Below are 12,834 nucleotides of genomic sequence, written 5' to 3'. Positions count from 1 at the left end.
GCCTTTAATCGTTGTGCCTCGCTGGACTATCAATTGAGTCAGGATCGGAAACGGCACCCTCGTCGAGGTCGAGCAATAGAACATCATCGGGATTGACCCGTAAAAATTGGTGAAGCAATAGAAAGCCAACGATGGTCCAGGTCTGATAAGTCCTTGATTGCTGTCCGACCCACGTGCCGGTTGGACCATCAAAGTATTCAGCCCATTGTTGCCTGGGCAACTGGTTGAGATGACTCCAGTAGCACTCCTCGAGCAAAGCTTTCATCTGCCCCATAAGCAACACATCGGCATGGGGGTGGCGTCGCTCATGCAACAGGATGGAACTGCCGAAAAACCAGAGAAGGCTTGGCCAGTGCCCACCGTTGTGGTAACTCCAGGGCCAGTTCTTTGGGTCTGAGCCGGTCTTGTTCTGCCATTCCAGGCTTTCCATCGGTGGATGGCAGATGCGCATCGGCATTTCGGCCATTAGGTGATCACGGTTATGCAGCGTCAGTCGGAACAGGGCGCGCTGTTGAGGAGCCGTGAGCAGTCCGAAGAGACAGCCGAGTGAATTTCCCAGGCTGTAAAAGCGGAAGTCGGGTCGGCCCGTGCGTATGTTGCCGATGAGGTAACCGCCGCGATTTTCAAGCCAGTCCTGCAGCCAGTCGGGAATCACCTGAGGTTGAACGTTGAATTCGTTTTGGTGCTGGTTGTCTCCGTACTGTTCCGTGGGGCGTCGTCTCAGCACTTGCATGGTTTTGCTGGTGACCCAGTAGTGCTTGAGCAGGAACTGACGCAGATCATGAACCCATTGCCGGGTCAGTATGAGCCGTTGATCCAGCAGACGACTGCCGTGATGCTTTCGTCCAAGCTCCATGATCTGGGCGCAGCAACGCAGTGAGCCATAAAGGAGGACTTCCACCTCGAGCGGTGCTCCCCAAACGTCCATCGGACGATCAATCATGAATGCACAGTCCGGCACGAAGAGCACCGGAGTGCCCTCAAACGTGGGATGCAGCACAAGGTCGAGCAGTAGCTGCACGCCCCTTTGAACCGCCTGGCTGGAGGCGAACTCTTCGTCTCCACTGGATTTCACATACATCGAGCACAGAACCGGCCACCAAAGGCTTGCGTCAACCGATGTGATGCGACCGATGGAACGCTGCCCGTAGTCGGCGATCAATTGGCCTTTCTCCTCCACGAAGCTTGTGGGGAAAACCCCTCGGGTTTGATACGTGGTGCTTTGTAGATCGAGACAGATACTCAGGAATTGTTTGACGATGTCGAAGCGTTTCTGCGTGAGCAGATAGACCATCACCGGCACGTTGTCGCGCAGGAAAATCTCGCCGTAGTTGAGAGCCTCGTCGTGACGAGGGTGCTCGAGGGCTGCGACGCTTCCAGCGAGTTGTCCGCGCACAGGAATCAGGGTGCGCTCGAAATGCTCGCGGGCTTTCAGAACAACCTGATCCTCTTTGGAACTCGGGCGCACCCTCTGGTTCTGCTGGCTGAACCGTCCGGCCATGGTTCTCCTCCGGAGATCCCCGAAACCTAGTGATGACTCCTGTTCTCGCCAGTGGAAGCAAGTCTGGAGATGCGCTGTTTGGGTTTGTAGTTGCCTGAAAGGGGGTGGGGGGTGTTATGGTTATGGACTGCGCGGGGGGCTGAGGCCTGAAGCGCAGCTTTCAAGCATGAAGAGCGTGAGCTTGTAGTGTTTGGGAGTGCTTACAAGGCCAAAGGGGAGCGATCCCACGGTGTTGTAAGTTTCACAAGCGGTCGCGAGACCGCACCGCCAACCGCTTCTGCAAGGGAGCGCGACGGCAGAACCTGGACAACTGAAAAGTTTAGGAACTGACGCTTTCATCGCGTTTGTTGCTGATGACTCAACTGAGAAGTTGAGGAGTGAGTGATGAATGAAAGAGCGATGAAGGTGTGAGGTCCCGTCAACAACAATTCGTTGCGAAGAAGCATTGTGCTTACAACTTGGAAGTTTTCACGAGCTTTTGAGTTGTCGGTGTGCGCAATGTGGAGCAACAACCGGATCTGAGATCCTGGAAAGTCACGAAGGAGAGATTCTAAGTGCACTCTTTTGAACCCTTCTGTCAGAGGAAGGAGGCATCAACTGTGATCAGTACGCCAGTGCTGATGAATGGGTGAAGCAAATCATTTTGAGGATGCGCGAGCATTCAAGAGGAAATGATCTACAACGGAGAGTTTGATCCTGGCTCAGGATGAACGCTGGCGGCGTGCTTAACACATGCAAGTCGAACGAACCTTCGGGTGAGTGGCGGACGGGTGAGTAACGCGTGGGAATCTGCCCTCAGGAGGGGGATAACGGCTGGAAACGGCCGCTAATACCCCATATGCCGAGAGGTGAAATGAATTTCGCCTGAGGATGAGCCCGCGTCTGATTAGCTAGTTGGTGAGGTAAGAGCTCACCAAGGCATCGATCAGTAGCTGGTCTGAGAGGATGATCAGCCACACTGGGACTGAGACACGGCCCAGACTCCTACGGGAGGCAGCAGTGGGGAATTTTCCGCAATGGGCGAAAGCCTGACGGAGCAACGCCGCGTGAGGGATGAAGGCCTCTGGGCTGTAAACCTCTTTTCTCAAGGAAGAAGATCTGACGGTACTTGAGGAATAAGCCACGGCTAATTCCGTGCCAGCAGCCGCGGTAATACGGGAGTGGCAAGCGTTATCCGGAATTATTGGGCGTAAAGCGTCCGCAGGCGGCCCTTCAAGTCTGCTGTTAAAACGTGGAGCTTAACTCCATCATGGCAGTGGAAACTGTTGGGCTCGAGTGTGGTAGGGGCAGAGGGAATTCCCGGTGTAGCGGTGAAATGCGTAGATATCGGGAAGAACACCAGTGGCGAAGGCGCTCTGCTGGGCCATAACTGACGCTCATGGACGAAAGCCAGGGGAGCGAAAGGGATTAGATACCCCTGTAGTCCTGGCCGTAAACGATGAACACTAGGTGTCGGGGGAATCGACCCCCTCGGTGTCGTAGCCAACGCGTTAAGTGTTCCGCCTGGGGAGTACGCACGCAAGTGTGAAACTCAAAGGAATTGACGGGGGCCCGCACAAGCGGTGGAGTATGTGGTTTAATTCGATGCAACGCGAAGAACCTTACCAGGGTTTGACATCCTGCGAACCTCTTGGAAACGAGAGGGTGCCTTCGGGAGCGCAGTGACAGGTGGTGCATGGCTGTCGTCAGCTCGTGTCGTGAGATGTTGGGTTAAGTCCCGCAACGAGCGCAACCCACGTCTTTAGTTGCCAGCATTTAGTTGGGCACTCTAGAGAGACCGCCGGTGATAAACCGGAGGAAGGTGTGGATGACGTCAAGTCATCATGCCCCTTACATCCTGGGCTACACACGTACTACAATGCTACGGACAAAGAGCAGCAAGTTCGCGAGGACAAGCAAATCTCATAAACCGTGGCTCAGTTCAGATCGTAGGCTGCAACTCGCCTACGTGAAGGAGGAATCGCTAGTAATCGCAGGTCAGCATACTGCGGTGAATACGTTCCCGGGCCTTGTACACACCGCCCGTCACACCATGGAAGTTGGCCACGCCCGAAGCCGTTACTCCAACCCTTGTGGAGGAGGACGTCGAAGGTGGGGCTGATGACTGGGGTGAAGTCGTAACAAGGTAGCCGTACCGGAAGGTGCGGCTGGATCACCTCCTAACAGGGAGACAAACAACGATTTTGATGTCTGAGTATTTTATTCTTAGGCCAAAATCCTGTCACCTTAGGTCGATCGGTACCTCAACTTTGAAGCTATCAAATTTGCAGCAATGCAAGTGAGGATAGTGGAAATTTTTAGTTCCTAAACTTTGTCTAGGTCACACCCCTGAAGGGATGAGACTCCTGGGCCATTAGCTCAGGTGGTTAGAGCGCACCCCTGATAAGGGTGAGGTCCCTGGTTCAAGTCCAGGATGGCCCATTCGGTGTTGGGGGTTTAGCTCAGTTGGTAGAGCGCCTGCTTTGCAAGCAGGATGTCAGGAGTTCGAGTCTCCTAACCTCCACTGACCAAACTGTATCCCCATCTCCAAAAGGAATTGGAGTATGAATTCGATTGGAGTGTGATTTTAGACGTGTCCGCTGGATGGACCCCAGCTTCCTGTCATTCCAAATGAAAGCAAAAAAGATTTTGCTAATTGATTTTGGTTGATAAGATGCTGGGCTCAATTCAAATGATCAAGCAATTGATGATTTGGTTTGAAGTTCTAGCAGAACCTTGACAACTGCATAGGTAAGTCTGGAAAGAATAAAGCATCTCTCATGGATGCATCATTCTTTTTAAGGATGATGTCGATTCTTGAGCAAGAGCCGAGACTCCATCACGTTCTTTTGATTGTGTCGAGCAATCAAGAGTTTGATTTTTGATTCAGCAATGAATCAGGAAGAATCTGTTTCAACGACAGCAAGCGTGTTGGAGATTATATGGTCAAGCTACAAAGGGCTCACGGCGGATACCTTGGCACACAGAGGCGATGAAGGACGTGGTTACCTGCGATAAGTCTCGGGGAGCTGGAAACACGCTTTGATCCGGGAATTTCCGAATGGGGCAACCCCTAGAACGGCCAGCTGAATCTATAGGCTGGCGCGAGCCAACCCAGCGAACTGAAACATCTTAGTAGCTGGAGGAAAGGAAAGTAAAAACGACTCCCTAAGTAGCGGCGAGCGAACGGGGAAGAGCCTAAACCGACAGTTTCGACTGTCGGGGTTGTGGGACAGCAATGTGGATCAGGAATGTTAGTGGAAGTGTTTGAAAGACACGCCACAGAAGGTGAAAGCCCCGTACACGAAAACTGAACTGACCTAGCTGTATCCCGAGTAGCACGGAGCACGTGAAATTCCGTGTGAATCAGCGAGGACCACCTCGTAAGGCTAAGTACTCCTGTGTGACCGATAGCGAAACAGTACCGCGAGGGAAAGGTGAAAAGAACCCCGGGAGGGGAGTGAAATAGAACATGAAACCGTGAGCCTACAAGCAATGGGAGCCCTACTCATAGGGTGACCGTGTGCCTGTTGAAGAATGAGCCGGCGACTTATAGGCACTGGCGGGTTAAACCGGAAATGGTGGAGCCATAGCGAAAGCGAGTCTGAATAGGGCGTTTGTCAGTGTTTATAGACCCGAACCCGGGTGATCTAACCATGGCCAGGATGAAGCTTGGGTGATACCAAGTGGAGGTCCGAACCGACTGATGTTGAAAAATCAGCGGATGAGCTGTGGTTAGGGGTGAAATGCCAATCGAACCCGGAGCTAGCTGGTTCTCCCCGAAATACGTTGAGGCGTAGCGTCTCGTGCTCCAGCAGGGGGGTAAAGCCACCATTTCGGTGCGGGCTGCGAGAGCGGTACCAAATCGAGATGAACTCTGAATACCCTGTGTGTAGCGAGGCAGTCAGACTGTGGGGGATAAGCTCCATGGTCGAGAGGGAAACAGCCCAGACCGCCAGCTAAGGTCCCCAAATCAACACTAAGTGATAAAGGAGGTGGGATTGCCCAGACAACCAGGAGGTTTGCCTAGAAGCAGCCATCCTCAAAGGAGTGCGTAATAGCTCACTGGTCGAGCGATCCTGCGCCGAAAATGAACGGGGCTAAGTGTTGTACCGAAGCTGCGGATTTATGGTAGGGGAGCGTTCTATGTGGGGCGAAGCGTTAGCGTGAGCGGGCGTGGACTTCATAGAAGTGAGAATGTCGGCTTGAGTAGCGAAAACATGGGTGAGAATCCCATGCACCGAAACCCTAAGGGTTCCTCCGGCAGGCTCGTCCGCGGAGGGTTAGTCTGGACCTAAGGCGAGGCCGAAAGGCGTAGTCGATGGATAACAGGTCAACATTCCTGTACCGGTTATGTTTTGGGAAGAGGGACGGAGAAGGCTAGCCAAGCCAGATGTTGGTTACTGGTTCAAGCGTTCGAGGCGTTGAGGAGCGGCGAAAACGTTCCGAGCTGAGGCGTGAGTACGAGCTGCTACGGCAGCGAAGTTGGTGATGTCAAGCTTCCAAGAAAAGCTCTATACCCGTTAAGGCATAACTGCCAGTACCCGAAACCGACACAGGTGGGGTGGTAGAGAATACCGAGGTGCGCGAGGTAACTCTCTCTAAGGAACTCGGCAAAATGGCCCCGTAACTTCGGGAGAAGGGGTGCCACCGCAAGGTGGTCGCAGTGAAGAGGCCCTGGCGACTGTTTACCAAAAACACAGGTCTCCGCTAAGTCGCAAGACGATGTATGGGGGCTGACGCCTGCCCAGTGCCGGAAGGTTAAGGAAGCCGGTCAGCGTAAGCGAAGCTGGCGACTGAAGCCCCGGTGAACGGCGGCCGTAACTATAACGGTCCTAAGGTAGCGAAATTCCTTGTCGGGTAAGTTCCGACCCGCACGAAAGGCGTAACGATCAGGGCGCTGTCTCGGAGAGAGGCTCGGCGAAATAGAATTGTCTGTGAAGATGCGGACTACATACACCCGGACAGAAAGACCCTATGAAGCTTTACTGTAGCTTGGTATTGTGCCCGGGCTCTGAATGCGCAGGATAGGTGGGAGACGTTGAAGCAGTGCTTGCGGGTGCTGCTGAGTCAATGGTGAGATACCACTCTTTCAGAGCTAGGGTTCTAACGTTCACCCGTTATCCGGGGAGCGGACAGTATCAGGTGGGCAGTTTGACTGGGGCGGTCGCCTCCTAAAAGGTAACGGAGGCGCGCAAAGGTTTCCTCAGGCTGGTTGGAAATCAGCCGACGAGTGCAAAAGCAGAAGGAAGCTTGACTGTGAGACCTACAAGTCGAACAGGGACGAAAGTCGGCTTTAGTGATCCGACGGTTCTGAGTGGAAGGGCCGTCGCTCAACGGATAAAAGTTACTCTAGGGATAACAGGCTGATCTCCCCCAAGAGTTCACATCGACGGGGAGGTTTGGCACCTCGATGTCGGCTCATCGCAACCTGGGGCTGAAGTCGGTCCCAAGGGTTGGGCTGTTCGCCCATTAAAGCGGTACGCGAGCTGGGTTCAGAACGTCGTGAGACAGTTCGGTCCATATCCGGTGTATGCGTAGGAATATTGAGAGGATTTCTCCCTAGTACGAGAGGACCGGGAGGAACGCACCTCTGGTGTACCAGTTATCGTGCCAACGGTAAACGCTGGGTAGCCATGTGCGGAGTGGATAACCGCTGAAAGCATCTAAGTGGGAAGCCCACCTCAAGATGAGTATTCCCATGGGGTAACCCAGTAAGGTCACGGGAAGAACACCCGTTGATAGGCTCTACGTCGAAGTCCAGTAATGGATGCAGCGGAGGAGTACTAATAGACCGAGGGCTTGACCATTAATTTGGCTCTTGTCTGAGGCAAGTTTTATTTAGACCAGACCCATTATCTGAAGTGAGAGCTTTGGGTAATGACCTATGCAGTTCTCAGGGTTCAACCCTTGGGAATGTATCTATCCTGGTGTTCATGGCGCTGTGGTCCCACTCCGATCCATCTCGAACTCGGTTGTGAAACGCAGCAGCGGCGACGATATTTGGGGGGTAGCCCCCTGAGAAAATAGCTCAATGCCAGGTAAAACATTCCAAACGAAGAAAGCCACCCCTTGGAGGGGTGGCTTTTTTTGTGCCTTATGTCCCTTTACTAATCATGTTAATCATTTGCAAGGCTTCCTTGGTAATGCCTGCTTTGGCATGATTTGGAACGCAGACCGAATTGACAAATCCTTGTTTTTTAGCCATATCGATTGTTGATTTAACATTGTCGATCAGAATGCATTGTTCTCGCTTGAGATTGTGTTCAGCTCTGGCTTTGTCTAATTGTTTGGATTTGTACATATCGTTGAATTCATCGTTGCCCTTGCGTGACAATGGGTTAAACCATAGATCTATGGGATGCTTGGTTAAGTCCTTAAAACGAGGAAGTATTTCCGCTAGTTTTCCGTTGTGGTTTTCATAAAATGGATCCCATCGTGCGGTGATAAAAATAACTTTTATTTGCTCATTATTGCAGACATTGAAAGCTTCTTCTAAGATCCCATGGTCATCATGAGTGATTGTTTCGTCTATATCAAATGCCGCAATGCCATTCCAATCTTGTGAATATGAATCGCATTGATTGACGTCGGCGAGTGAACTTCTCAGTTTATAATGACTATCTTGCCAATAATTGTCTAAAATAAAGCCATATGCTATCATTAATTCATGAAGATTTTTGTCTAGCAAGTCATAACTTTTTTCAAATAAGGGCTGAAAGTTTTGATCGACATCAATCGCTGAGGCATGCGGAGCTCTGCAGAGAGACTCTAGAATAAAAGCTTCTTCTGTACAGTCATCGAAAAAATCTTTTTCAAATAGTCTCCAGCAATGAGTCTTAAAACTTTTAAGCACTTCATAGTCTTTTGACTCGTAATTAGCTGTCATTTTGTTAGCCCGCTGCAGAGTATTTTGTCTAAAAAATATGCACTGTGGAACGAAATTGTAATTTGTTTTGAAATAATAAACATGTGAGTCTCCGCTGCCTTGAATGTCGACCCATAAGCTGGTGGTATCTGCTACTAAGTGATCGATATAAGCTTTGTAATGAGCGCTGTTTGTATAACATGCTTTTCTGGACATATAAACGTATTCTGTTTGCCTCTCTCTTGGATAAATTGCGTCAAAAAGTTTTTTTATGAAATAGCAATCTCTTGATTTGAAATAAATTCTTTGATTAGATTTTGTTTGTTGATATATGAAGTGACAGAAATCAATAAGGTGAGGCAATAGTATCATTAAATAGGCTTCTTTGTTGCTGCTAAGCTCAAGTATGTCGTCATACTGTTTTTGTGAGAGGTTTTTGCCTCTATAATATTCAAAGCTGTTAATTAATTCAACTTCGTTTGATGACTGAAGCTCAATATATTGCTCGTCAGTTTTCAACAGATTAATAGTTTCAGCGAGTATTCTGTAATCATTCATTTTGAGATTAAGAATTCACTACTTCTTTATAGCGCTTTTTTGTTTTTGTATGTCCTGTTGTCTTGAATTGCCCACTTTGGTGCCATAAATTGGCGTTTACCTGAGAATGGTCTTCGTCGGAATTGCACTTATTTCTCTCGCGATTTAGAACTATTTTTTCTGCGAATGAAATATCCATAGAGTTCTGATGTCGTTACGCCAACCACAACGCCAAAGGCCAGGTTATGTGGATGTGTCGCCATGCTTGCCAGAAATGTTGCCACCATTAGTAATGTGTCAATACTTGGTTTTTTCCCTATGCCTTTAATGCTATCTGAATCTGCTGTTTCTAGCGCGATCGTGATCATCACGGCCACGACTGCTGCAAGGGGGATCTCTGACAGTAAGTTCTTCCCATAAACGACAATGATGAGAATAAATATCCCTGTCGATAAAGTTGATAGTCTACTGTTGGCACCATTTTTGTTGTTCATAACTGACTCACCTACTAATGCGCATCCAGCCATCCCTCCGAATATTGACGAAATGATATTTGCCACTCCTTGTCCTATCGCTTCATTCTTTTTACTTGTTCTGGTGTCGGTTAATGAGTCGATATAATCCACGGTCAAAAATGTTTCTAGAAGTCCCACAAGCGAGATTGCTATTGCAATGGGCAGAGTGATCGTCAGAATTTCCGATGTAGATAGTATTTGATCGCTTTGAATCATCCAAGGTAACATTGGTGAATGTAGGCCCTCTGGAAGTGAACCCAAGTTCCCGACCTTTGGAATCTTAAGCTGAAGAATTGTAGATATAACTGTTATAACAACAATGGAAATTAGTTGAGCAGGTATGAGCCGAGTGAGTCGTGGTGCGAGATAAACGATTGCTATACCTATTGTACTCAGTATCCAAATACTCGGTAGTTGAGCTGTCGTGGGCAGAAGACCTATGTCTTGATGTCGTTCTAGCCCAAGAAGTTGATCAAACCCTAGCTGTGGTAACTCTGCTTGGATGATCAGTAGTGCCAGTGCATTGACGAAGCCACTAACGACTGCTTTGGGAACAAATTTCATTAATTTTCCAGCGCCTAAAATTCCCCATAGGATTTGAAAGCAACCTGCAAAAAAGCTAGCCGTTAATAGAAGAATGATCCCTTTATTATTAGTCAGGCTATTTCCATGCACTGCTAAGCCAGTCATGAGTACTGCTGTTGAACCTGATGCTGACGTGATCATTGCAACGCGACTCCCAGTGATGGCGATCGCAATTGTCAGGAATATTGCTCCATAAAGACCAGTTTCTGGTGAAAAACCTGCGACACTGGCAAACCCTATGGCTTCAGGTATCAAAACAAGTGACATGACCAATCCCGCCATCAGGTTGTTGACAGGACTGACTTGAAATTCGTTAAGTCTGCGTTTAATTGCTAACATCATTTTGTTAGAGGTTAAAGGCTTCAATAATTTTATCTTGAATAGCCGTTTAAATGTGTTTCGGCAATCACATAGTCTTGTTTTGAATTTCTGACATTCGGTTTGCTTTTCTTGATTGCTGACAGGTTATATTCGCTCTTTACATGTCAAATGAGTTGACCTGCTTGTGGTTGACTTGTTGGCCTTGCTGGGTCTTTATTTGGCCGATTATGATTGTGGTATCAATGGTTTCTATCTTGTTATCGAGGCAATGCTCGAGCCATTTGCGTTCTGTTTTGCTTGTTTTGATTGTGATTAAGCCACATCATGTTTGCGCTAAGCTTCTTTGAGGCTGTGAATGACTTGATGGTGACCGCCATTGCGGTGTGGATTGCCTTCGCGAAGGCAGAATCTGGTCTCCATTCCTGAGGCAAAGGCTGCATCACATTCTCCAGGATGATCGCTTATAAAGAGAATTGATGTTGCCTTAATGCCGATTATTTGGCTGATGGTGTTGTAGCTTTCTTTTTTTAGTTTTGGTCCTGTTCTAGTGTCGAACCATTGGCTAAATCGATCTGTGATGTCTCCATTGGTGGTGTGTGAATACAGCAGTTGTTGTGCCTTGACGCTTCCTGATGAGTAAACTGCAAGGGTGAGCCCTTGTTGTTTCCACGTATCTAAAGCTGGAATCACGTCAGGGTACAAAGGGGATTGCAGTTCTCCAGATGCATAGCCTTGCTCCCAAATGATTCCCTGCAGCTCCTTAAGGGCTGTTGATTTTCGATCACATTCAATGAGGTGTTCGAAGTAACGAATAACTTCTTCTTCGGTAGGAGACTTCTGGCTGGTTGCCTGAAGCAAGAGTGCTTGGCTCGTCGGATCGGTGTCTTTCTTCCATTCGCTGATGGCTTCTTGGATTGCAGCCGACACACTGGCTTTGCGGTTTTGTGCGCAGATTGTCTGTGTGAGTTGGCGCCGGGCGAAGGGGAACAGAGTCTGGGATACGAAATTTACAGGGCATGTCGTGCCTTCAATATCAAGAACAATGGCCTCAATCACAGTGTTTTGTTGAGCAGGGTTTGTCTCCACGACAATTCGAGGAGGAATTCAATGATTTCAGTATGCCGTTTGGCTTGAAAAAGATCATTACCCCATGCGTACAGGCCATGTCCCTCGACCAGTAGGCCTGAAGGTGCATCCTCTAAATATTGGCTTGCTTTTGCGCTCAGGTATTTTAAATTCTGATCATTTTTGATAATGGGCAGCTCAACTGTTGTGTCATGGGTGCTGATGCCTGCCAGTCCCTTGAGCATCTCCCATCCACTCAGTTTCAAGTGGCCTTCTGCCTGATGCCGTCTGGAAAGAAATGTTCCGTTGATTGAATGGGTGTGAAGAACTGCTCCCGCAGAGCACTGTTTGATGATTTGCAGATGCATCAATGTTTCTGCACTGGCCTTCCCTTCGCCACCGATTACCTCGCCGTGGGCATTGACTTCAATCAGATCTGTTGCCTCTAGGGATCCTTTGTCCATGCCGCTGGGTGCCATCAAGAGTCTCAATGGCTCCTGCTCATAAACAACACTGAAGTTGCCGCCGGTTCCGTCACACCACCCGCGGTTGTGCAGGTCGCGAATGGCTTTGATTAATTGCTGTTTGTGATCGTCTTTTCGCATTGCTCAACTCTGGCATTCAGAGCACCAATGGCTGCTGCGCCCCCCCAGTCGTTTGCGTTCAATCGGGTTGCCACAAACCAAGCACGGTTGACCTGTGCGCCGATAGACCGATGCTTGGCCTCCATAGTTGCCATTCACACCCTCGAGGTCTCGAAAATCGCTGAAGGTGGTGCCTCCGGCTCCGATGCTGATCTCGAGAACATGCACGAGGCTTATGCACAGGCGCTCGAGCTCAGCAAGCCTGAGTTCACCAGCTTTGCGATGCGGTGCGATGCCTGATGCAAAAAGGCTTTCGTCGGCATAGATGTTGCCTGCCCCGGCAACGACCGCTTGATCTAGAAGAGCAGCCTTGATTGTTCGGGTTGATCCTCTCAGTTTTTGTTGCAGATACGTTGCGTTGAACTCTTCACTGAAGGGTTCGGGACCCAATCGATGGAGGCCTGTGATGACAGAGTCGATGGGTACGTTCTGCGGTACAAACCACATCTCTCCGAAGCTGCGCATATCCACGAAGCGCAGTTCATGGCCCTGTTCATTCCAGAGGCGCACCCGTGTGTGACGGCAGGGATCCGTTTGTGTTGGATGCCATTGGAACTGGCCAGTCATGCGCAAATGAACGCCCCATACCCCGTTGCAGGTTCCCGTCTGCGGCTCGTGCAGTTGCGCCATGAGGTATTTCCCTCGACGGCTCCAATGCCCCACTTTTTGCCCTTGCAGTCCAAGGCACAGAGCATGGGGTCCCCCTGGACTGGCGACTGCCCGATCACGGAGGACATCAATGTCGTGAATGACAAACGACTGAAGACGGCTCGCCAGTCCCCGGCGAACCGTCTCTACTTCCGGGAGTTCCGGCAACGG

At 49.7% G+C, this 12,834-nt stretch carries 6 protein-coding genes, 2 tRNA genes and 3 rRNA genes; 5 read left to right on the top strand and 6 right to left on the bottom strand.

Translation table 11 applies throughout. The annotated features are described in order from the left end of the window. Positions 1 to 4: 4 nt before the first annotated feature. On the bottom strand, positions 5 to 1,501 hold the full coding sequence (locus tag ACLM45_RS06375; protein WP_415411174.1) for a glycoside hydrolase 100 family protein: 1,497 nt from the start codon (positions 1,499 to 1,501) through the stop codon (positions 5 to 7). Positions 1,502 to 2,179: 678 nt separating this feature from the next. Between ACLM45_RS06375 and ACLM45_RS06370 the strand changes: the two genes are divergently transcribed. From ACLM45_RS06370 to rrf, 5 genes are all read left to right on the top strand, one after another. Beyond that, a 16S ribosomal RNA gene (locus ACLM45_RS06370) occupies positions 2,180 to 3,664 on the top strand. A 184-nt stretch (positions 3,665 to 3,848) separates the two neighbouring features. After that, positions 3,849 to 3,922: transfer RNA gene (locus ACLM45_RS06365), tRNA-Ile, on the top strand. Between the two features lie 9 nt (positions 3,923 to 3,931). Next, positions 3,932 to 4,004: transfer RNA gene (locus ACLM45_RS06360), tRNA-Ala, on the top strand. Positions 4,005 to 4,424: 420 nt separating this feature from the next. Then, positions 4,425 to 7,290: ribosomal RNA gene (locus tag ACLM45_RS06355) — 23S ribosomal RNA — on the top strand. 116 nt (positions 7,291 to 7,406) lie between these two features. After that, positions 7,407 to 7,523, top strand: a 5S ribosomal RNA gene (rrf, locus tag ACLM45_RS06350). Together the 16S, 23S and 5S rRNA genes with 2 tRNA genes alongside form the textbook arrangement of a ribosomal RNA operon. A gap of 54 nt (positions 7,524 to 7,577) precedes the next feature. Here the strand turns inward: rrf and ACLM45_RS06345 are convergent. From ACLM45_RS06345 to ACLM45_RS06325, 5 genes are all read right to left on the bottom strand, one after another. After that, positions 7,578 to 8,906 carry a hypothetical protein gene (locus ACLM45_RS06345; protein WP_415411173.1) on the bottom strand — a complete coding sequence of 443 codons (1,329 nt, stop codon included), beginning with the start codon at positions 8,904 to 8,906 and terminating at the stop codon, positions 7,578 to 7,580. Positions 8,907 to 9,034: 128 nt separating this feature from the next. Beyond that, entirely contained in the window at positions 9,035 to 10,267 is a 1,233-nt protein-coding gene (locus ACLM45_RS06340) for a SulP family inorganic anion transporter (RefSeq protein WP_415411172.1), read from the bottom strand. A 372-nt stretch (positions 10,268 to 10,639) separates the two neighbouring features. Further along, positions 10,640 to 11,392 (bottom strand): acireductone synthase, encoded by a 753-nt coding sequence (gene mtnC / locus ACLM45_RS06335; RefSeq protein ID WP_415411171.1) that lies wholly within the window; start codon positions 11,390 to 11,392, stop codon positions 10,640 to 10,642. Beyond that, positions 11,359 to 11,976 carry a methylthioribulose 1-phosphate dehydratase gene (gene mtnB, locus ACLM45_RS06330; RefSeq protein WP_415411170.1) on the bottom strand — a complete coding sequence of 206 codons (618 nt, stop codon included), beginning with the start codon at positions 11,974 to 11,976 and terminating at the stop codon, positions 11,359 to 11,361. Before mtnB ends, mtnC begins: the two co-directional genes overlap by 34 nt. A 3-nt stretch (positions 11,977 to 11,979) precedes the next feature. Then, entirely contained in the window at positions 11,980 to 12,831 is an 852-nt protein-coding gene (locus ACLM45_RS06325; protein WP_415411169.1) for a DNA-formamidopyrimidine glycosylase, read from the bottom strand. Positions 12,832 to 12,834: the final 3 nt, after the last annotated feature.

The sequence above is a fragment of the Synechococcus sp. A10-1-5-9 genome, assembly GCF_047716785.1.
Lineage (GTDB): Bacteria > Cyanobacteriota > Cyanobacteriia > PCC-6307 > Cyanobiaceae > Synechococcus_C.
Note: the sequence above shows the minus strand (reverse complement) of the source record. Positions and strands in the feature narration are given on the sequence as shown.

What these genes read in the sequence shown, in the direction of transcription:
- ACLM45_RS06375 (WP_415411174.1), bottom strand. Translation starts at nt 1,501, where the DNA reads ATGGCCGGACGGTTCAGCCAGCAGAACCAGAGGGTGCGCCCGAGTTCC.
- ACLM45_RS06345 (WP_415411173.1), bottom strand. Translation starts at nt 8,906, where the DNA reads ATGAATGATTACAGAATACTCGCTGAAACTATTAATCTGTTGAAAACT.
- ACLM45_RS06340 (WP_415411172.1), bottom strand. Translation starts at nt 10,267, where the DNA reads ATGGCGGGATTGGTCATGTCACTTGTTTTGATACCTGAAGCCATAGGG.
- mtnB (WP_415411170.1), bottom strand. Translation starts at nt 11,976, where the DNA reads ATGCGAAAAGACGATCACAAACAGCAATTAATCAAAGCCATTCGCGAC.